The sequence below is a fragment of the Rugamonas aquatica genome (genome assembly GCF_009380215.1).
GTDB classification, from domain to species: domain Bacteria; phylum Pseudomonadota; class Gammaproteobacteria; order Burkholderiales; family Burkholderiaceae_D; genus Rugamonas; species Rugamonas aquatica_B.
In genome coordinates, this window is sequence record NZ_WHUG01000005.1 from 487199 (window position 1) to 506213 (window position 19015).

The 19015-nt window shown below is 64.3% G+C and carries 17 protein-coding genes and 1 riboswitch; of the genes, 5 read left to right on the forward strand and 12 right to left on the reverse strand.

The window, feature by feature from the left end; genetic code table 11:
• Positions 1 to 49: 49 nt before the first annotated feature.
• On the reverse strand, positions 50 to 682 hold the full coding sequence (locus tag GEV02_RS16130; RefSeq protein ID WP_152838940.1) for a CCXG family PEP-CTERM protein: 633 nt from the start codon (positions 680 to 682) through the stop codon (positions 50 to 52).
• 276 nt (positions 683 to 958) lie between these two features.
• Between GEV02_RS16130 and GEV02_RS16135 the strand changes: the two genes are divergently transcribed.
• On the forward strand, positions 959 to 1243 hold the full coding sequence (locus GEV02_RS16135; RefSeq protein WP_152838941.1) for a type II toxin-antitoxin system HicB family antitoxin: 285 nt from the start codon (positions 959 to 961) through the stop codon (positions 1241 to 1243).
• An 11-nt stretch (positions 1244 to 1254) separates the two neighbouring features.
• Here GEV02_RS16135 and GEV02_RS16140 read toward each other — a convergent pair whose 3' ends face one another.
• Positions 1255 to 2277, reverse strand: coding sequence for a sensor domain-containing diguanylate cyclase (locus GEV02_RS16140; protein WP_235922793.1), 1023 nt, complete (start codon positions 2275 to 2277; stop codon positions 1255 to 1257).
• Between the two features lie 301 nt (positions 2278 to 2578).
• Here GEV02_RS16140 and GEV02_RS16145 point away from each other — a divergent pair, with 301 nt between their 5' ends.
• The 3 genes from GEV02_RS16145 to GEV02_RS16155 all read left to right on the forward strand — a co-directional run bounded on the left by GEV02_RS16145 (position 2579) and on the right by GEV02_RS16155 (position 4254).
• Positions 2579 to 3247, forward strand: a complete 669-nt coding sequence (locus GEV02_RS16145) for a choice-of-anchor E domain-containing protein (protein ID WP_152838942.1) — start codon at positions 2579 to 2581, stop codon at positions 3245 to 3247.
• Between the two features lie 39 nt (positions 3248 to 3286).
• Complete coding sequence (locus GEV02_RS33285) at positions 3287 to 3967, forward strand: choice-of-anchor E domain-containing protein (protein ID WP_152838943.1); 681 nt, start codon at positions 3287 to 3289, stop codon at positions 3965 to 3967.
• Positions 3968 to 4053: 86 nt separating this feature from the next.
• A complete protein-coding gene (locus tag GEV02_RS16155) occupies positions 4054 to 4254 on the forward strand; it encodes a heavy-metal-associated domain-containing protein (protein ID WP_152802679.1) in 201 nt (66 codons plus the stop codon).
• On the opposite strand, the gene GEV02_RS16160 is transcribed toward GEV02_RS16155, so the two are convergent.
• Complete coding sequence (locus GEV02_RS16160) at positions 4255 to 4977, reverse strand: glutathione S-transferase (RefSeq protein ID WP_152838944.1); 723 nt, start codon at positions 4975 to 4977, stop codon at positions 4255 to 4257.
• A gap of 107 nt (positions 4978 to 5084) precedes the next feature.
• Between GEV02_RS16160 and GEV02_RS16165 the strand changes: the two genes are divergently transcribed.
• Positions 5085 to 5849, forward strand: coding sequence for a sulfite exporter TauE/SafE family protein (locus GEV02_RS16165; protein ID WP_152838945.1), 765 nt, complete (start codon positions 5085 to 5087; stop codon positions 5847 to 5849).
• Here the strand turns inward: GEV02_RS16165 and GEV02_RS16170 are convergent.
• The 9 genes from GEV02_RS16170 to GEV02_RS32920 all read right to left on the reverse strand — a co-directional run.
• Positions 5839 to 7875: a TonB-dependent receptor gene (locus GEV02_RS16170; RefSeq protein ID WP_152838946.1), complete on the reverse strand. Its 2037-nt coding sequence runs from the start codon at positions 7873 to 7875 to the stop codon at positions 5839 to 5841. The genes GEV02_RS16165 and GEV02_RS16170 overlap by 11 nt on opposite strands.
• The gene (locus GEV02_RS16175) at positions 7872 to 11861 is read right to left on the reverse strand and encodes a cobaltochelatase subunit CobN (RefSeq protein WP_152838947.1); all 3990 of its coding nucleotides are present in this window, start codon (positions 11859 to 11861) and stop codon (positions 7872 to 7874) included. The genes GEV02_RS16170 and GEV02_RS16175 overlap by 4 nt, the downstream gene beginning before the upstream one ends.
• On the reverse strand, positions 11848 to 12183 hold the full coding sequence (locus tag GEV02_RS16180) for a DUF2149 domain-containing protein (RefSeq protein ID WP_008450906.1): 336 nt from the start codon (positions 12181 to 12183) through the stop codon (positions 11848 to 11850). Before GEV02_RS16180 ends, GEV02_RS16175 begins: the two co-directional genes overlap by 14 nt.
• Before the next feature lies 1 nt (position 12184).
• Positions 12185 to 12781 carry a MotA/TolQ/ExbB proton channel family protein gene (locus GEV02_RS16185; protein WP_152838948.1) on the reverse strand — a complete coding sequence of 199 codons (597 nt, stop codon included), beginning with the start codon at positions 12779 to 12781 and terminating at the stop codon, positions 12185 to 12187.
• 178 nt (positions 12782 to 12959) lie between these two features.
• Positions 12960 to 13180, reverse strand: a riboswitch (cobalamin riboswitch).
• 1 nt (position 13181) lies between these two features.
• Positions 13182 to 13568 carry a Cu(I)-responsive transcriptional regulator gene (gene cueR / locus GEV02_RS16190; protein WP_152838949.1) on the reverse strand — a complete coding sequence of 129 codons (387 nt, stop codon included), beginning with the start codon at positions 13566 to 13568 and terminating at the stop codon, positions 13182 to 13184.
• Complete coding sequence (locus tag GEV02_RS16195; RefSeq protein WP_152838950.1) at positions 13565 to 15835, reverse strand: heavy metal translocating P-type ATPase; 2271 nt, start codon at positions 15833 to 15835, stop codon at positions 13565 to 13567. The genes cueR and GEV02_RS16195 overlap by 4 nt, the downstream gene beginning before the upstream one ends.
• A gap of 68 nt (positions 15836 to 15903) precedes the next feature.
• Complete coding sequence (locus tag GEV02_RS16200) at positions 15904 to 16749, reverse strand: FecR family protein (RefSeq protein ID WP_152838951.1); 846 nt, start codon at positions 16747 to 16749, stop codon at positions 15904 to 15906.
• A 28-nt stretch (positions 16750 to 16777) separates the two neighbouring features.
• A complete protein-coding gene (locus tag GEV02_RS16205; protein WP_152838952.1) occupies positions 16778 to 18376 on the reverse strand; it encodes a ShlB/FhaC/HecB family hemolysin secretion/activation protein in 1599 nt (532 codons plus the stop codon).
• A gap of 215 nt (positions 18377 to 18591) precedes the next feature.
• A partial coding sequence (locus GEV02_RS32920; RefSeq protein WP_217433138.1) for a hypothetical protein occupies positions 18592 to 19015 on the reverse strand: 424 nt, incomplete at its 5' end.

Consider the following 19015-nt stretch of genomic DNA (forward strand, 5'->3'; position numbering starts at 1 on the left):
TACCTGTTAGCCCCGCCCGCAGCAATGCCGGCGGGGCTTCTTTTTTCTATCAGGCTTTGTTGTTGCGGCGACGGGCGTAGCCGCCGACCAGCGCCAGGCCGCCCAGCAGCATGGCATAGGTTTCCGGTTCAGGCACCGGGGCCAGGGTGTTGACGCTGAAGCTCTGGAACGCATTGCCGGCAGCGGCGTACTGCACCTGCTGGCCACCGTCGCAGCAGCCTTCCAGGCCATAGATGGTCAGCGTGTGGTTGCCGGCCGACAGGGCCTGGTTGTTGATGAGGAAGGAGCCGTTGGCGGTGTTGTAATTGTAGTTCCACCACATGTCGTTGGTGTTCAAGGCAACAGCGCTGCCGTCCAGGAACACGGCGCCGCCGCGGCCGAAGTCGACACCGGCGCGGAACGAGTAGGTGCCGGCGGCGCTCAGGCCGAAATCGATGGTGGACTTGAAGGCGATGTTCGTCGTGCCGGCGCCGAATATCGAGTTGTTCGATACATTGTCGTAGCTGCCCAGCAGGGTCGAGTGACCGCCCACGACGGCCGCGTCCACTACACTGCGGTAGTCTGCCGCGGTGGCCAATGGGCCGTCGCCGGAGCTGCCGGTCTGGAAGGTGATAACGGCTGCGTTGGAGCTGCCGATGGCGGCCAGGGCGAGTGCGACTGCTGCGAATTTAATGGTTTTCATGCTGATCCCGTGGAAAGTGATTTGGTGGAATATCTGAACGCGGGCTGGTGCGTGGATTGGGGACCGGCCGAATGTTTCTCTTTTGCAATTTAAGATGCAATTAAGAATTAATTAAATGGTATCGCAAGCAATTTGTAATGTCAATCGTTAATGCGGTGCACAATATCGGCGTAGTCAGCCACGAAATTGCTTGAAACCCGCATCAACCTGTATGACACTAGACATTCCAAGTCATTGATTTCGCCAGCCTTTCGGACCTATCGCCGAGGTAAGACCATGGACATCCCTATCCTGATCCGAAAAAAAGGCAATACCAAGTATGGTGTCACCGTGCCGGACATTCCCGGCTGCGTTACCACCGGCGAAACCGTGGACAAGGCCATGAGCAACGCCACCAAGGCCATCTACGGCCACGTCGGCCAACTGGTCGAACAAGGCAAGGCTTTCGAAATCAAACCCTCCGAAGTGGAATACCTGTCCCGCGAGCCGGACTACGCCGGCGGCATCTGGGCGCTGGTCAGCCTGGACCTGGCCAAGCTGGACGACCCGCCCGACGATTAAGCCGTCTCCCGCTACACCGCCTTGCGCGCACAATTCCGGCCGGCGCGCTTGGCCTCGTACAGCGCCGCGTCGGCCCGGCACAACAGATCGTTCATCGATTCGCCTATCCGGTGCTCGGCCACGCCCAGGCTGATCGACAGCTTGATCCCCGCCATGTCGCCATCGAATTGCGCCGCGCCCACAACCATGCGAAATCGTTCGGCAAACGCCAGGCATTCGTTCTCGCCCACGCCCGACTGGAACACCGCGAATTCATCGCCGCCGAACCTGACCGCGACATCGGTGCGGCGCGACTGCAGGCTCAGCAGCTCGCCGATACGGCGCAACACGATATCGCCGCTGAGGTGGCCGTACGCATCGTTGATGCCCTTGAAGCGGTCGATATCGAAGACCAGCAGCGCAAGCTGCGTCGACGCGTTCCGCTCATGCATTTCAATCAGGCGCGCGGCGGCGTCTTCCATGTAGTAGCGGCTGAACAGGCCCGTCAGCGGATCGCGCACCGCCAGCTGGTAGTAGTGGCGCCGGTCTTCCTCCATCGCCGCATAGCCGATCTGCGCCTGCCGCAAATCGTCGTAGGCGACCTGCAGCTCCTTGTTGGTCGCCAGCAGGCGCTGCTCGTGCTGCCGCTCCACCGTCACGTCCTGGTAGATGGTGACGAAGCCGATCACCTCGCCTCCCCTGCCGTGGATCACGCGGCCGGTGATGTCGAGGATGGTTCCATTGGGACGGGTGCGGACAAAGTGGTGGGGTTCGAACATCAGGGTGAGGCGTATGCGCTCGCGGACCTGCTCGTCGGCGTTGCCGGGGCCGAAATCCCCGCGCCGCGCATTGAAGTAAAACAGATCCTCCAGCGCCACGCCGGGACGCATGACTTCATCCGGAAAATCGAGCAGCCGGCTGAACGCATCGTTCCAGAACCGCATCGTCAGGCTGCTGTCGATAATCGTTACGCCCACGGGCATGCATTGAATTGCTTCGACCAACTCGTCGATGCTGAGTTGCGTCAGATCGCGCGCGGCAGGATGAGGATTCATGTATTCAGCACCCACAGAAAGTGAGCCGGAGGGCCGGCCTGACTGCGATTTCATACTATCACCAGCCCCGCTGGCGGTCCAGAAATTGTGGTATTCACAACAGGAAATTGGGGGTGTGGACGCAACGCGACGGAACATTTCTCCAGCGTCATTTCAATTGCAAAAATGCACTGATAAATTCAAAAAAGTAATGCAAATTTCTCACCGAATGCTAATCTGGATTCATTCGGAAGACGATGTGCTTAAGTCAATTTGCGTTACAAATAATCAACTAACCCCCTTGAACCGGTAGGAGATTTCTATGAAGCTCAACAAGATTACGGCACTGCTACTGACGGCTTCCTGCCTGATGGCCGGTGCTGCGTCGGCCGTCACGCTGACCGTATCGAACTCCAGCAACGTCATCGTCAGCCAGGATACCGACTGGTCCGACTTCCTGAACTTCCAGAAATTCAACCCTGCCCTGGGCACCCTCACCTCGGTCAAATTCGACCTGTATTCCAACCTGGCCGGCGGCGTCTTGCTGACCAACTACAACGACGACCCGGCCGATGTGCCCGTGACGCTGGACGTCAGCATATTCCTGGATCGTCCCGACAGCAGCAACCTGGTGCTCATCAGCGCTACGCTGTTCAACACGGTCGTCACCGTGCCGGGCGGCGGCGGCACCGGCGGCACCAGCAACGGCTTCCTGGCCCACAACTCCGCCACCTACAGCGGCCCGGCCGACCTGGCCCTGTTCAGCGGCCCTGGCAGCATCAATACGCTGATCACCGCACAGGCCAATTCCACGGTATTCGGCGATGGCATCGACGTGCAGTTCGCCACCACGGCCGACGGCTACGGCACCGTGACCTACGCCTACACTCCCGCAGTGCCCGAGCCGGAAACCTACGGCATGCTGTTGCTGGGCATGGGCTTGATCGGCATGCTCGCCAAGCGCCAGCAAGCGCGCGCCAAGCAAGCCTGATCCACGGCCAACGTCAACGGATATCACGCGGGGAATGCCATGAAAAATCTCACCAAACTGCTGCTGGCCGGTACTGCTATTGCGGGATGCAACGCATACGCCAACGTCCCGACCCAGAGCTACACCGTCAACTCCAACGTCATTGCCAACGCCAAGGGCAACACGGCCGGCCTGGACTTCACCAAGTTCAACCTCAGCCTGGGTACGCTGCAATCTGTAAAGATCACGCTGTTCAGCGACTTCAACACCACCATCAGCGTGGAAAACCTGAGCAGGAACTCGGTCTCCACCATCACCGGCACGGCGGGCAGCCTGCTGACCATGACCGTACCGACGCTGACGCAAACGCTGACTTCGAGCGGCAGCCATGTCTTCTCGGAGGCCAAGTTCGACGGCGTGAGCAATTTCGCCGGCACCTCGGGGGGCGTGTTCACCTTCTCGGGAGCGCCGTTCAGCAGCACCATGAGCTATGTCGACCTGCCCACGCTGGCCTTGTTCTCGGGTGTGGGGAATCTGCACGCATCCCTGGTCGGCACGTCCAATAGCAGCGTCATCGGCACCTCCGGCAACACGCGCTCGCTGGTCCAGCCCATGTTCGATGCCTATGGCAGCGTCACCTATACCTACGCGCTCCTCGTGCCGGAGCCGGAGAACTACGCCATGCTGACGGCCGGCCTGGGTCTGCTCGGCGTGGCGCTACGCCGCCGCAAAACGCCCTGAGCCAAAGCCGCAGCGAAGCAGCACTTGACCTTCCCACCACTGGAAGGGCTACAGTACGTACATCGAAACTGTTTAGGGAGTACACGATGTATCAGCTGCAAGTGGAAAACATGAGCTGCGGCCATTGCGTAGGCGCCGTCACCAAGGCGGTGCAGGCGGTCGACGCGGCGGCGCAGGTCGAAATCGACCTGGCCAGCAAGACCGTCAGGATCGCCAGCGCCAGCGCGCTGGCGCCGTTGAAATCGGCCATCGCCGATGCGGGCTATCCCGTCACCAGCGCGGCCTGATTATTTGTCCAGTTCCGGATAGCAGCGGAAGATACCGTCTTCATTGAACGGTATCCGCCGCTTCGACCGGGCGTAGGCGGCGATGTTGGGCCGCAGCGCCACCTTGTCGCGCAAGGCGACCAGCGACGGATACGATGGCTCCAGCCGCGCCATCGTCTTCGGAAACGCATAGCGCAGGCCTTCGACCAGCTGGAACAGCGACAGGTCCACATACGTCAGCCGCGAGCCCACCGCATAGCCGCCCCGCCCCGGATTGCGCGCCACCACGCCCTCGAAGTAATCGAGGAACTTCGGTATGCGCTGCTCGCGGAAATCCCTGGCGCGCGCCTTCGCTTCCTTCTTCTGGTCTTCGTAATACAGGTTGGTGGAAATCGGATGGTGCGTGTCGTGCACCTCGTTGACGATGTCGGCGATGGTCAGCTGCAGCTGGTTGGCCCACAGCCGCCCCGCCTCCGCGCGCGGCGCCAGGCCGTGCTTCGCGCCGAGGTACATCAGGATGTTGGCCGTCTGCCCGATCAGCAGTTCGCCCGCGCGCAACACCGGCGGCGCGAACGATGGATGATCGACCTTGTCGCCATCCAGGCTGGCCAGCAGCTCCGGCATGCCCTTCTTCTGTCGCGCCACGTCCACATACGGCGCCGCCGCTTCCTCCAGCGCCAGCCGCACGAATTCGCCGCGGCCCTGCAGGCCGTCCCAATAGTAAAGTTGGTATGGTGTCGTCATGCCAAGATAGTAGCATTGACAAGCTTCACGCAGCGCCCGGAACGATAATCGGCACGCGGTTATAATCGACCGCTGCCCCGATCACTCCCGACCACTTACGAGCCCCCATGCCGCCAGTCCCGCCGCTTGAAATCCACATCGTCCTGATGGTCGCCGCTGCCGGTTTCCTGGCCGGCGTGCAGAATGCACTGGCCGGAGGCGGCTCCTTCATCACCTTCCCGGCGCTGCTGCTGGCCGGCCTGAATCCGCTGGCCGCCAACATGACATCGACCATCGCGCTGTTCCCCAGCCAGACTACTTCCGCCTACGCCGGCCGCAAGCTGACGGGCGACGTCGGGCCGCTGACGTTCAAGCAGATGCTCATCATCAGCGCCATCGGCGGCATCTTCGGCGCCATCCTGCTCCTGAATACGCCGCCGTCGTTCTTCGCGCGGCTGGTGCCCTGGCTGGTGCTGTTCGCCACCAGCGTGTTCGCGTGGGGCAGCTTCCGCAAGAAGCCGCTGCACGCAGCGGGCAGCATGCCGCGCTGGACGCTGGTGCTGGTGCAAAGCTGCATCGCCATCTACGGCGGCTACTTCGGCGGCGGCATCGGCTTCCTGATGCTGGCCGCGCTGACCATCGCCGGCCAGCAGGTGCGCACCGCCGCCGCCACCAAGAACGTGCTGGCGATGGCGATGAACGCCGCCGCCACGCTGATCTTCGCCACCTCCAGCTTGATCAGCTGGCCCGCAGCACTGGCGCTGTGCGTGGGCGGCATCGCCGGCGGCTTGTGCGGCGGATGGCTGATCCACCGCTTGCCGGAAAAAGTCATGCGCGGCTTCGTCGTGATCGTCGGCGCGGTGCTGACGATCTGGATGTTCTCTAGAACGTAGCCTTCAGCGTCAGACGGAAGGTGCGCGGCTCCACCGGATGGTAGTGGATGTCGTTGACGCCTTCTGCCGGCTCGCCCGGCAAGCGCGATGGATAGTAGTAGTCCACATCGCTGGCCTTGCGGTCGAACAGATTGAATGCATCCAGCGACACGGTCCATCGGCGGTCGATCTTGTAGCCGATGCGCGCATACGCAATCGCCGTCGTCGCCGAACGCTGGCTGTTATCCTCGATCAGCGGACGCGGGCCGAAGTAGCGCATCTGGAACGCGCCGGACCACGGGCCGATATCCGCAATGGTCGCACCGAACGAAGCCACCTTGCCGACCGCGCCGGGAATGTAGTCGCCCGCCTCGTCATGCTCGGTGTAGTGGGCGCGCGAATACGCCAGGTCCAGGTCGAACAACAGCCATGGCGCGGCGATGTAGTGGTTGTTCCACTCGATGCCCGAACGGTAGCTGCCGCGGCTTGCGGCCGTATCGCCGGCGTCGCCGGAGAACACCAGCTCGGACGCGGAGCGCAGCTTCCACAAGGCGATCGAGCTTTGCAGGCCGGGCACGAACTCGGTACGCATCCCCAGTTCCGCGCCGCGCGTCTTGACCAGCGGCGTGACCGGATCGATAGGCTCGCGCTCCTTCGGCGTCAGGTGCACCGTGGTGCCGCGCGCGTCGTTGCTGTGGAAGCCTTCGCCGTAGTTGAGGAAGAATTCCGTCTTCGCCCATGGACCCAGCACCATCGAGATTTTCGGCGAGGTCACGCCGTCGCTGACCTTGCCCGTGTTCTCGGCGATATTGCTGCTGACATCAAAACGATAGCGGTCGTAGCGCAGGCCCGCCGTGGTGCGCAGCCACTCGCGCCACTGCACCGTGTTCTCGAAGTAGACGCCGGCGCTGGCTTCCTTGACCTTGGACTCCGTAATGGTGCCGGTGATCTGGCGCTTGACGGTGCTGTACAGCGCCAGCGGCGACAGGTAGTCATAACGTCCCTGCACGCCGACCTTGTTGTTCACATCCAGCCCGCCCCATTTGCTGAACCACGTATGCGCCACATCGAAGCCCGTCATGCGGCGCTTCTCGGTCTGGCGCGACTGGTCGCCGTTGACCGGATCGTCGAGGAAGTAGGTGAAGTCGTTGTACAGGTCCAGGCTCGATTGCACCACATAGGCGTTGGCCTGCAACAGCGTATCGCTGCTGCGCTTGCGCAGCGTGGCCGACAGGCTGTAACGCGACGTGATGCCGCCGTCGGTGGCATCGATCGCGCCGTAGGGATCGATCTCGCCGCTCTGCACCGCGCGCAGCGGAATCTGGTTGCTGGCATACCAGCCGCCCTTGTAGGCCATGCCGGTGATGCTGAACTGGTTGTCGCTGCCGCCCTGGCTGTAGCGCAGCACGCCCAGGCTTTTGTGGAAGGCTTCGCGGTTGGTCCACGGGCCGTTGTTGTGGCCCAGCTCCGCGCCGTAGACCAGGTTGCCCTCGCCCAGCGGGGTGGAACCGGTCAGGTTGGCGCGGTAGTACTGGTGCTCGCCGACGGTGACGCTGGCTGTGTTTTCCTTCAGCTTGTTGGCCAGGCCCATATGCGCCGCGCCGGCCGACGCGAAGTCGCCTTCGTCCGCGTAGTACGGGCCTTTCTTGTAGTTGATGCGGTCGACCAGTTCCGGCAGCAGGAAATTCAGATCGGTGTAACCCTGGCCGTGCGCGTGGGTGCGCATATTGACCGGCATGCCGTCGACGAAGGTGGCGAAGTCGGTGCCGTGATCGAGGTTGAAGCCGCGCAGGAAGTACTGGTTGGCCTTGCCGTCGCCGCTGTGCTGCGTGACGATCACGCCTGGCACGAACTCCAGCAGCTCGCCGGGACGCAGCGCCGGACGGTTGGCGATCAGCGCCGCCGTCACGGAACCCTGGCTGGCGGCGCCGGAGGTGCCCACGCCATTGTCGTAGTGGCCGCGGACTTCCACAGCTTCCACCACAGTGCTTTCACTTGCGACCAGCGGCACTACAGCCGCCAGCGCGACAATCGATGAAACAATCATAGATACTCCTTCAGTTTACGTAATTTATTCCGGCGTCCGATGTAACCGGCGCCTATCAGGCCGGCAGCCAGCGCCAGCAAGGCCAGCGTGCCGATGGTCTTTTGCACCGGCGTCAGCTTGGCCAGGGTTTCCATTTCAAAGCCACTGATCTTGGCGTCGGCGGCATCGGCCGGGGGCTTGGTCTTGGCCGCAGGTTCGGCCGGTTTGTCTTTCGCGGGGGCCGGCGCGGGCGAAGGCGAAGGTGTCTCTTGCGCCTTGGCCTGCAAGGCTTGCAGCTGCGCCGCAGCAGCACCGCGTGCGATCGCCGGGTTGGTGCCGACGTTGGGCACGAACTGGCCGCTGAACTGCGGCGCGATCTTCATCGTCGCCTTGCTGCACGAATCGGCGCTGCACGACACGCCGCCATCCTTGATCGCCTGCGCGTTCTGCTGCGTCAGTTTTTCACGCACCGCGTCGCTCGGCTTCCAGTAGCCACGTTCGATCGCGCTCAGCATGCGGTCGGTGATGGCCTGGAAGGCGCGCAGGTTGCCGCTGTTGGCGAAGCGCTCGCGCACCTTCAGGCCGTGGCGGTCTTCGACATAGGTGTCGTACATGCGCTGCCATTTGCCGCCGTCCACCACTTCCGGCACCGTGACCTGCCAGGCCCACAGATAGTCGACCACGCGGTTGATGTAGCGCGCTCCCGAATAACCTTCCTTCAGCATGCTGTCGGCCCAGCGCGGGTTCAGGTAGCGGGCCTGCATTTCCTGGCCCATGTACTGCTCCAGCGTCTTGTGGCCAGGCTTGCGCGGGTTGGACAGGTCGCTGACCATCACCTCCGGCGTCTTGCCGTCCACGCTGCGGATCGCCATCGCGGTACCGCCCAGGTACTGGAAGAAGTCGTCGTTGTCCAGCGTCGCGAACAGATTGCTGGAACGGCTGTGCAGCGCGATCTTGCTGCCGCTGATGGCCTGCTTGAACAGCTCGCGGCGCTGGCCCGGATCGGCCTTGTCGTCGCCCCAGTAGCCGGCGCCGAACGGATGGCTCATGCGGTTGATGAACACGTCCGCCACTTCCTTCTCGTTCTGCCAGGCGTTGGTCAGCGGGATCAGCTTCTCGATCTGCGTGCCATAGGCGCCGCTCGGCAGACCGAAGATACGCACCGACGCCATGCGCTGCGCCTCCTCGGCGGAGATGCCCCTGGCCTGCAAGGCGGCCACGGTTTTCTGGCTGTGCGCCTGCATCACGTTGCCGCCTTCGCCGGGACCGTTATCGTCCTGCTTCTGCGCCAGCTGCACCGCCTGGTCCATCAACGTCAGCAGATTGCCGAACAGGTCGCGGAACAGGCCGGACGAAATCAGCGTCACGTCCACGCGCGGACGGCCCAGCTGCTTGCGGGTCAGCGCTTCGACGCCGGTCACGCGGCCACGCTCGTCCCACGTCGGACGCACGCCCATCAGCGCCATCGCCTGCGCTTCCATAATGCCTTCGTGGCGCGAGGTTTCGACGCCCCACAGGTTCATGCTCAACTTGTCCGGCCAGGCGCCGTGGCGCTTGCGGTAGTCTTCCGCCAGCTGCTGCGCCAGTTTGTAGCCGGCTTCGTAGGTGGTCTTGCTCGGGATGCGCGAGGGATCGAGGCCGAAGAAGTTGCGGCCGGTCGGCAGCGCGTCCGGATTGCGTACCAGGTCGGCGCTGGCGCCGGTCGGGATGTAGCGGCCCGACAGCGCCTGCATCAGGCGCTCCAGTTCCAGCCCGGCGCTGCGTTCGATATCGCCCTCCAGCTGCGCGATGCGTTTGGTTTTCTGCTCCGCCGTCGACGTGGTGTCGAGACTGACCACAGCGCGCGCGGTGGCGTTACGCAGCTCCGGCTTCGGCGCCACGCCGAAGGTGTGCAGGCCGAACGGCGTCAGCTTGCTGCCGGTGTCGTCCAGGTATTCCTCCAGGCCTTCCATATCGGCTTCGGTTTTGAGCTCGGTCTTTTTCATGTCCTTCAACACGCCGCTCTTGGCCGCCAGGCGGTTGATCGCCGTCAGGTGGCTGCGCGCCAGCAGCGGGCTTTTTTGTTCGGCCACGCGATAGTCGTTCAGCAGCGCGCCCAGCTCGCGCAGGTCGGGATTGAGGCCCGCCACGTCGAACGGTGGCGTCATGTGGTCGATGATGACGGCCATGCCGCGCCGCTTGGCCTGTATGCCCTCGCCCACATCGTCCATCACATACGGATAGATGTTGGGCATGGCGCCGATCAGCGCTTCGGTCGGATCGCTGTCGGACAAGCCGGCCTCTTTACCGGTCAGCCATTCCTGCGTGCCGTGGGTGCCGATGTGCATGACGGCGTTGGCCTGGAACCCCTTTTGCAGCCACAGATAGAACGCGATGTATTCATGCGACGGCGGCATGCTCACTTCGTTGTGCAGCTTCTCCAGGTTCTGCTCCCATGCGCGGCCGGGCTGCGGCGCCATCAGCACATTGCCGAAGCGGCGCGCCGGATAGACGAAGAACGGCTCGCCCTTGGCGTTGCGCCACAGGACAGGCGCGTTCTCAGGCTTGCCCCAGGATTTTTCTATCGATGCGCGCAGCGGCTGCGCCAGCGTGGCGAACCATTTCTGGTAGTCGGCCAGCGGCACCAGCAGCGCCTGGCCGCTTTCGGCCAGATGCTTCAGGCCCGCCATGTAGTCGCCCTTGGACTTGCCGGGGTAATTGCCCCACTGCTGGATCTCGCCTTGCAGCTCGTCCTGCGACGGCGGCAGCGCGGCGCCGGTCTGATAGCCCTCCTGCTTCAGGCGCTGGACGATCTGCCACAGGCTCTCCGGCAGCACGTTCAGGTAGGCCGCGCCGATGGTTTCGGAACCGTGCGGATAGTTAAAGTAGATCATGGCGATGCGCTTGTCGCCGTTGGCCTTCTGGCGCAAGGCCATCCAGCTGGCGACGCGTTCGTTGAGGCGCTCGATGCGCTCGGGGATCGGCGTCTCCTCGACGTAGGCCAGGCCGGTCTGCGCATCGCTGATGCGTTCGCGGCTGGCGACCACGGTCGGCTGGATCAGGCCCGCCACTTCGGCGCCGGCCAGTTGCCAGGTACGTTCGATGATATCGAGGCCGATCTTCGATTCCTGCCATTGCGCCAGCGACTGCTGGCTCAGCGTGATGGCGTTGATGGCCGGGACGCCGATCTTGTCCAGCAGCGCGCCGGTGTTGGCGGTGCCGCCCACCTTCATGCCCAGCGCGACGATCAGCTCCACACGGCTCTTGCCGTTTTCATCGAGCAGGAAGCGCAGCGGCACGTCGTACGGATAGCCGAACACCGGCAGCACGTTGTAGCCGCTGGCCTCCAGCCGCGCGACGATGGCCGCCAGCGGCAGCGTTTGTCCCGCCACCAGGCTGGCGCGGTAGAACGGCACGGCGATCCACGGCGCGCCGGCCTTGTAGCTGGCGTAGCCTTGCAGGTACTGCTCGTAGCTGCTCGATGTGCGGTTGGCCGCCACGTCGTACAGGCCCACTTCCGGCATCGCATGCACCGGCGCCACGGACAGCTTGGCGCCGAAGTGGTTGCGCAGGATGTAGCGCAGCAGATTGCCCACGTTCTCCACGCCGCCTTCGCGGTGGTAGGACTGGATGGCCGCGTCATCGCGCACGCCCTGCTCGCGCAGGCTGTCGTCGATGGCGCCGCCGACCGCGAACACCGGACGGCGCGCCTTTTGCAGCGCCAGCAGTTCAGCGCTCAGGCCCACCATGGCCTGGCGGCCCTTGGCGTTGACGACAGCCACGTCGGCGCTGGTCAGCGCCGCGCGGTCGGCCGGCGTCATGCCGTTAGCGGGGATGATGCGCACGGCGACATTCAGCTCTTTCAACTCGGCCTGCAGGCCGCGCACCGCCAGCACGGCCGGGCGCGACTCCACATCGCCCAGCATCAGCGCCAGCGTGCGCGGCGCCTGCGCGGAGTGCACATAACCGCCGATGCACAGGGACGCCAGCAACAGCAGCAGCGCCCACAGCTTGTTATTCCGGTACATAGACGACCTTCCCATCCGGCAGCTGATACGCAGTGCCCAGGCGCTTGCCGGAGCCCGACAGCGGCTTGTCGCTGACTTTGCTGACCTTGATTTCAGAGCCCTTCTTGGTCAGCACCTCGACGTGGCCGTCGGCGCTTTTCTTGGCGATGGTGACTTCGGAGTTCGGATCCAGCAGGTCCATCATGTTCCAGGCCGAGAACAGCGCCAGCATCATGGCGACGATGAAGACGATGCTGGCGTCGAACAGGTTGGCGACGCCGGACAGCGGGTCTTCGTTATGCTCGCCGATGCGGCTGAAGCGGTGGCGGTTCATATAGCGCATCTCAGGCTCCCGCGCGCACCAGGTGCGGCTTGTGGTCCTGCGCCGCCAGGTGGGATTCGGCCACGTAGGCGATCTCGGTCAGGTCGGTGCGCAGCCAGTGCTCGCGCACCAGGCTCAGTACATACGCGCTGACGCTGCACGCCAGGCCGACCACGGTGGCGGTGAAGGCGGTGGTCATCGACTCGGCCATCTTCGGCAGATTGCCCTGCGCGAGGCCGGCCAGCGAGATGCCCATCGGGATCAGGGTGCCCATCAAACCCAGCGCCGGGCCGACGCGTACCACGAAGCGCACGCCGTCCAGGCGGCGCACGCCGTTAGCGTCGGCGCGCTGCACCAGGCGTTCGAGGCGGGCGTCCAGTCCCGGCTCGCCTTCCTGCGCGGTCAGCACGGCGGCCATTTCTTGTTTGGCGGTGGCGACCAGCACGCGCACGCCGCGGCGGCGCTCCAGCCATTCGGCGCCGAAGGTGCCGAAGCACACCAGCATATGCAGCACCAGCGCTGCAATCCCTAGCAGCACAGGCAGATACAGGACGGTGGAGATGGAGTACAGCAGTGTCTCGATGGAGTGCACGGCCGCGTCGGTGGGCAGGTTAAACATGGGATGGTCCAATAGGCAGGGGGAGAAACTCAGGGCGTGCGCGCACGCGGACGGCGCGTGCGCAAAGCACGGCCGCCAGTCGGCAAGGCCGTGGCGCGAAAAATCGATGCATAGGTGTAGATCAAAACAGATGCAAGCCGCTCACCTCCCCGTGAGCGGATTGAACAGAAATGCCTGGGCATTTCCACCTGTCTTGGCCGGTATCCGGGCTGGCAAGCGACACCGCCTGACCTTCCCATGCGCGGGCACAGTGGTCTGAAGAGGCGGATTTGTCGTCAACGACGACGCTTGTTTACCGTTGCGGGGGCAGCACATGTGGGCTGGCGTGGCCAGCTTCATGTTTCCCGTTTAACTGCGCATCTGGACAGACGCGCGGGCACCAAAACCGGGCGATTATACTTTAACCGGCAAGAGTTTGGAGAATCGGGCAGTCGGGGCGATGATCGCCGTGGCAGCAGCCGGCCAGAGTTTGCAGGGTGTCGCGCATTTCGGTCAGCTGGGCGATACGCTGGTTCAGCTCCGCCACGTGGCCCAGCGCGATGGTCTTGACGTCGGCGCTGGCGCGTTCCTTGTTCTGCCACAGCGAGAGCAAATCGCGGATCTGGTCGAGCGAGAAGCCCAGTGCGCGGGCGCGCTTGACGAAGCGCAGCGTGTGCAGATCGTTGTCGCCGTAGATGCGGTAACCGGCTTCGCTGCGTTTGCCCGCCGGGATCAGGGCGATGCTTTCGTAGTAGCGGATCATCTTGGCGGAGACGCCGCTGGCTGTTGCCGCTTGTCCGATGTTCATGCTTGTCCTTTCAGGTGGTCCGGCTTCCAGCGGCGCAGCAGCAGTGCGTTGCTGATGACGCTGACGGAGCTGAGCGCCATCGCGGCGCCTGCGACCATGGGGTTGAGCAGGCCGAAGGCGGCCAGCGGGATGCCGACCAGGTTGTAGATGAAGGCCCAGAACAGGTTCTGGCGTATTTTGCTGTAGCTGCGGCGCGAGATCGAGATGGCGGCTGCCACCAGTGCCGGGTCGCCGCGCATCAGGGTGATGCCGGCGGCGTGCATGGCGACGTCGGTGCCGCTGGACATGGCGATGCCGACATCGGCGGCGGCCAGCGCGGGGGCGTCGTTGATGCCGTCGCCGACCATGGCGATGCAGCTTTCTTTGCTCTTCAGCGCGGCGACGGTGGCGGCTTTGTCGGCGGGCAGCATGTTGGCGACGATGCGGCCTACGCCCAGTTCTTTGCCGACGGCGTCGGCGCTGCCCTGGTTGTCGCCGGTGAGCAGGATGGTTTGGATATGCATGTCGTGCAGCGCTTGCAGGGCGGCGCGGGCTTGGGGTTTGATGCGGTCTCCGAAGGCTAGCAGCCCCAGTAACTGGGTTGGCTGCGGTGCGTTTGAAACGGCGGCCAGCCAGGAAATGGTCAGGCCTTGTTGTTCCAGTTCTGCGGCGCGGGCACGCAGGGCATCCAGTGCGACGCCCTCTTCTTGCATCAGCCGCGTGCTGCCCAGGATCAGGCGCGCGCCATCGACGGTGGCCGCGACGCCGCGGCCGGGCAACGCGGCGACGCCGGTGACGCTCGGCGCGGCGGCGATGGCGCCGTCGCCGGCCGCGGCGTTCGCGCTGGCGGCGGCATCGGTAACGGCGCGGGCCAGTGCGTGTTCGCTGCCGCGCTGGATGGCGGCGGCCAGTTGCAGCAGCCGCGCCTTATCGATGCCGGCCGATTCAGCCGGCTCAAACGCCACCAGCGACGGCTTGCCTTCGGTGAGCGTGCCGGTCTTGTCGAAGGCCACGGTGGTGATGCGATGCGCCAGTTCCAGCGCTTCCGCATCCTTGATAAGTATTCCGTAACGCGCCGCCACGCCGGTGCCGGCCATGATGGCGGCGGGCGTCGCCAGTCCCAGCGCACATGGGCAGGCGATCACCATCACCGCCACCGCATTGATGATGGCCCGCTCCGCGTCGCCGGTCGCCAGCCACCAGCCGGCCAGCGTCAGCACCGCCAGCACCAGCACCACCGGCACGAACACGGCGCTCACACGGTCCACCAGATGCTGCACCGGCGCCTTGGCCGCCTGCGCATCCTCGACCAGGCGGATGATGCGCGCCAGCGTGCTCTCCGCGCCCACCGCCGTCACCCGCACCAGCAGCAGGCCTTCGCCATTGATGGCGCCTCCAGTCACGCGGTCGCCCGCATGGCGCGCCACCGGCAGGCTCTCGCCGGTGATGAGCGCTTCGTCGACATGGCTGGCGCCCTCCACCACTTCGCCGTCGACCGCGACACGCTCGCCCGGCCGCACCACTACCAGATCGCCCGGCAGCACCTCGGCGATCGGCACATCGACATCCTGCGTACCGCGCCGCACCCGCGCCGATTCCGGCCGCAGCACCTGCAGGGCGCGGATCGCGGACGTGGTCTGACGCTTGGCGCGCGCCTCCAGCCATTTGCCCAGCAAGATCAAGGTAATCACCACTGCCGACGCTTCAAAGTACAGATGCGGCATGGCGGCCGTCGATGCCAGCAGCTGATAGACGCTCAGGCCATACGCGGCGCTGGTGCCCAAAGCCACCAGCAGGTCCATATTGCCGCTGCGGGCACGCACGGCCAGCCAGCCGGCGCGATAGAAGCGCGCGCCCAGCCAGAACTGCACCGGCGTCGCCAGCAGCATCTGCACGCGGCCGTCCAGCATCCAGTGCACGCCGGCGAATTCCAGCAGCATGGGCAGCAGCAAGGGAAGTGACAGCACTGCGGCCAGCAGCACCGCGCGGCCGCCAGCCGGCGCCCCCAGCAGATGCGGCACCACGCCGTGAGCGGGAGCCGGGTCCGGGGCGGACAAAGGCTGTTCCGGCGTGGCCTGATACCCGGCCTTGTCGACCGCCTGCACCAGCAGCGCGACATCGAGCGGCGCGGTAGACTCCACCCGCGCCGATTCGGTCGCCAGATTGACGCTGACCTTGTCCACGCCCGGCACGGCCGCCAGCACGCGCTCGACACGGCCCACGCAGGAAGCGCAGGTCATGCCCTCGATTTTGATCGACAGTGTTACAGGAATAGCGGAAGTGGACATGGCAAACCCAATGGACGACTCGATGACGACAGCATCAAGTATCCCACGATGGGAAGGTCAAGTCCTTTTCAGCGCACTTCGCAATCGACGGTATTCGATTTGCCTGGGCCGGTGCTGGACGACGGCCCGGTGCTCTGGCTGAACGCCGGCGGCGGCGTGAACGGAATGCCGGGATTCGCCGGCAGGATGATAGGCGGCGTCCTGAAGCTCGGCGTAAAGCCGAACTGGCCGGCGCTGAAGTTGGCCGTGCCGGAAGGGTTGGTCACATGGATCAAGCCGTCGAGCACCTGCACATACAGGCCGGGCGCGCGGGCGGCGGTCGGCGACGGAAGAGTCAACTGCGCCAGCATCAGCGGCTGCACCGGCGCGGCCGCCGGGTCCAGCGCGGCGGTGCTGGCCAGGTTGTAGGCCATGCGCGAGGCAACCGCCTCCGCGCTCGGCTCGACGATGTCGGCGATGAAGGTGGTGCCGCGTATGCCGATGGTGGCGCTCGGCGTCTTCATGGCGAATTTTTCCTTGTTGCGCTTGCCCAGCAAACCCGTCACCGAACGCAGGCCACCCTTGACCAGGTTGAAGGACGCGCTGTCCGCATCCGGCTTGCCGGCGTCGTAGCTGAAGTTCTCCACCTTGAACGTGGTGCCCGGCTTGAGCGTGATCTCGCTGTTGTCGATGAACTTGACCATGGCGTAGGTGTTTTTCTCCGTCACCAGCGTATCGCCGCTCTCGACCTCGGAACGCATCGACAAAATACGCACCACGCCATCCGCCTTCTTGGCCAGCAGCGGCCCGCTCAGCTGGACGATGGTGCCCGCCACCTGCGCGGCCCAGCTTGCGCCGGCCATGCCGCACAGCGCCAGCAACAGCAAGCCCTGAAACAGGGTCTTGAGTACGGTAGAGTTTTTTGGCTGTAGCATTTTGATTTCCAGTGTTTTCAGTGCCGCGTCAGTAGGCCAGGCCCAGTCGCAGGTGCAGGCGGTTGGCGTTGTCATGGCCAGTGGCGCCGGCACGCACCACATGGCCGTAATCGAGTTGCAGGTTGACGTAGGTGGACAGCACGAAGCGCGCACCCAAGCCCACGCTGGCGATGGAGGTACTGGTCAACTCGCCCGCCAGCGCATGGTTGCGTTTGACGTAGGCGGTGTCGTAGAAGGCCAGGAAGCGGCAGTTCCAGCCCACGTGGGTGCACACATTGGGCGTGTAGGCTTCCAGGTTGACGCCGAGGCCGGAATCGTTGGAGATTTCACGCTCGACGAAACCGCGCACCGAGGTCGCGCCGCCGGCGCCGAACTGTTCGCCGGGGATCAGCGCATCGCTGCTGTACTGGCCGTTGGCGATGGCGCGCAGCTGCCAGTCGTTGGCCATGGCGCGCGTTACGCTGCCGGCCAGGCGCAGAATGGTGTAGTCGGCCTTGGCGCCGTCGCGCGCCAGCGTGAAGGCGGTCTGGTCGCCCTTGGTGCCGCCGGAGATATTGCGCAGCAGCGTCACCTGCCCGCTCACTTCTCCCTGCTTGATCGGCAGCGTGCCCTGGTAGCTGATGCTGAGCGGATGCACGGTAACGTCATTGCCCAACTGCTGGCCCGGTCCCTGGTCCAGCACCTGCACATTGTTCTTGAAGGCCTTGTAGTCGATGCCGTAGCTGAGTTTGGATTCCAGCTCGCCGCGCTTGGCCAGGCTCTGGTTGTAGCGCGCACCGTACACCGCGCCCTTGCCGCTGACGGCCAGGTTGACGGCGCCGGCCGACACGGTGCCGGAGTCGACGTTCGAATAGCTGGCGAAGAAGTCCAGCGAATCGCCCAGCGCGTACAAGGGGATGTGGTAGCCGGCGCCGTACACCTTGACGCGGCCCGGTTCCTCGGCCGACGTGGTGTACTGCAGCGAGGCCAGATGGTCGAGGTTGAACAGGTTGGCGTTCTGCAGGATGAAGCCGAGGTGGGTCTTGCCGGTCTGCTGGGTGCCGGTGTTGTCGATGTTGACCATGCCCTTCCAGATGCGCTGGTCTTTCACGTCGAGCACGGCGTCGACTTCCTCGTCCTTGTCGCCGCTTTGCAGCTTGAGCGTGACTTCCTTGGCGGGACTCTCGTTGCCCTGCTTCAGGTTGGCCGAGACCGCCTTCAGGTCCGGCGTGCGGCCTTCCTGCAAGGCCGGCAGGCTGCGGCGGATATTGTTCTCGTCGAAGTACAGGTTGTTGCGCACGCTGATGCGGCCGATGCGCGTTTCCACCACGCGCAGCACGACCACGCCACGGTTGAGTTCCTGTTCCGGCAGTTCGATCGTCACCACGTTGTAGCCGCGCTGGTGGTAGACCTCTTCCAGCGCTTCCAGCGCGCGCTGCACGTCGCCGAAGTCGCGCTCCTTGCCGGTGAACTTGGTCAGCAGCGCATCGATCTCGGCCTGCTGCAACAAGGTGTTGCCCTTGACCTCGAAACGGGAAATCTCGAAACGGATGGGGGCGCCATCGTCGGCCGGCTGGGCGGCCCAGGCAGAGGCCACGGCGGCGGCAAGAAGGGAACCTGCTAGGAGGCGCGTTAAGCTTTTTCTCATGGGTAGGCTCTTAGTTTTATCGCGTGTATTTTGCTAACTTGGAAAGTTTGTCGTCCACGATGACACAGTTTGCAAACGCTCTTCCGATGCTAGCATAGCCGCTATAAGCAATGCCTATTTGAAACGTTGAATTTGATAGGGCAGGAGCATTGTGTAGCATTTCAGCTCACAAACGGGCCCGTCCCGGCGACGGGCCCCTTGCGTTCGATGCGGTTTCAGTTGCAGTACATCTTTTTGGTCGGTTCAAGTTTGCTAGCGGTTTGTTCCACCTTGCTGGCGCCCTTGTCCTTCTCATCCGGCACCTTGTCATCCGGTTTGCTGTTGCCGCCACCACCACCGGACGTATTGGACGCGAGCACCGTATCCGGCGTCGTGGCGACGACCGGCGACGTCTTGCCCGTGGTGGCCTGGGTGATGGTGTTGATGATGTTGACCGTGCTATTGAGCGCCTGGTTCACCGGCGTGGCGGCCTGGTTGCCCGCTGCTGCGGCGGCGTCGGCTGCTGCCTTGGCGGCCGCATCGGCAGCGGCCTTGGCGGCGGCATCGGCGGCGGCTTTGGCAGCGGCGTCCGCAGCGGCCTTGGCGGCAGCATCGGCGGCGGCTTTGGCGGCGGCGTCCGCAGCGGCATGGGCGGCGGCA

Coding starts and splice junctions, on each gene's coding strand:
- GEV02_RS16130 (WP_152838940.1), bottom strand. CDS start 682: ATGAAAACCATTAAATTCGCAGCAGTCGCACTCGCCCTGGCCGCCATC.
- GEV02_RS16135 (WP_152838941.1), top strand. CDS start 959: ATGGACATCCCTATCCTGATCCGAAAAAAAGGCAATACCAAGTATGGT.
- GEV02_RS16140 (WP_235922793.1), bottom strand. CDS start 2,277: ATGAATCCTCATCCTGCCGCGCGCGATCTGACGCAACTCAGCATCGAC.
- GEV02_RS16145 (WP_152838942.1), top strand. CDS start 2,579: ATGAAGCTCAACAAGATTACGGCACTGCTACTGACGGCTTCCTGCCTG.
- GEV02_RS33285 (WP_152838943.1), top strand. CDS start 3,287: ATGAAAAATCTCACCAAACTGCTGCTGGCCGGTACTGCTATTGCGGGA.
- GEV02_RS16155 (WP_152802679.1), top strand. CDS start 4,054: ATGTATCAGCTGCAAGTGGAAAACATGAGCTGCGGCCATTGCGTAGGC.
- GEV02_RS16160 (WP_152838944.1), bottom strand. CDS start 4,977: ATGACGACACCATACCAACTTTACTATTGGGACGGCCTGCAGGGCCGC.
- GEV02_RS16165 (WP_152838945.1), top strand. CDS start 5,085: ATGCCGCCAGTCCCGCCGCTTGAAATCCACATCGTCCTGATGGTCGCC.
- GEV02_RS16170 (WP_152838946.1), bottom strand. CDS start 7,875: ATGATTGTTTCATCGATTGTCGCGCTGGCGGCTGTAGTGCCGCTGGTC.
- GEV02_RS16175 (WP_152838947.1), bottom strand. CDS start 11,861: ATGTACCGGAATAACAAGCTGTGGGCGCTGCTGCTGTTGCTGGCGTCC.
- GEV02_RS16180 (WP_008450906.1), bottom strand. CDS start 12,183: ATGCGCTATATGAACCGCCACCGCTTCAGCCGCATCGGCGAGCATAAC.
- GEV02_RS16185 (WP_152838948.1), bottom strand. CDS start 12,781: ATGTTTAACCTGCCCACCGACGCGGCCGTGCACTCCATCGAGACACTG.
- cueR (WP_152838949.1), bottom strand. CDS start 13,568: ATGAACATCGGACAAGCGGCAACAGCCAGCGGCGTCTCCGCCAAGATG.
- GEV02_RS16195 (WP_152838950.1), bottom strand. CDS start 15,835: ATGTCCACTTCCGCTATTCCTGTAACACTGTCGATCAAAATCGAGGGC.
- GEV02_RS16200 (WP_152838951.1), bottom strand. CDS start 16,749: ATGCTACAGCCAAAAAACTCTACCGTACTCAAGACCCTGTTTCAGGGC.
- GEV02_RS16205 (WP_152838952.1), bottom strand. CDS start 18,376: ATGAGAAAAAGCTTAACGCGCCTCCTAGCAGGTTCCCTTCTTGCCGCC.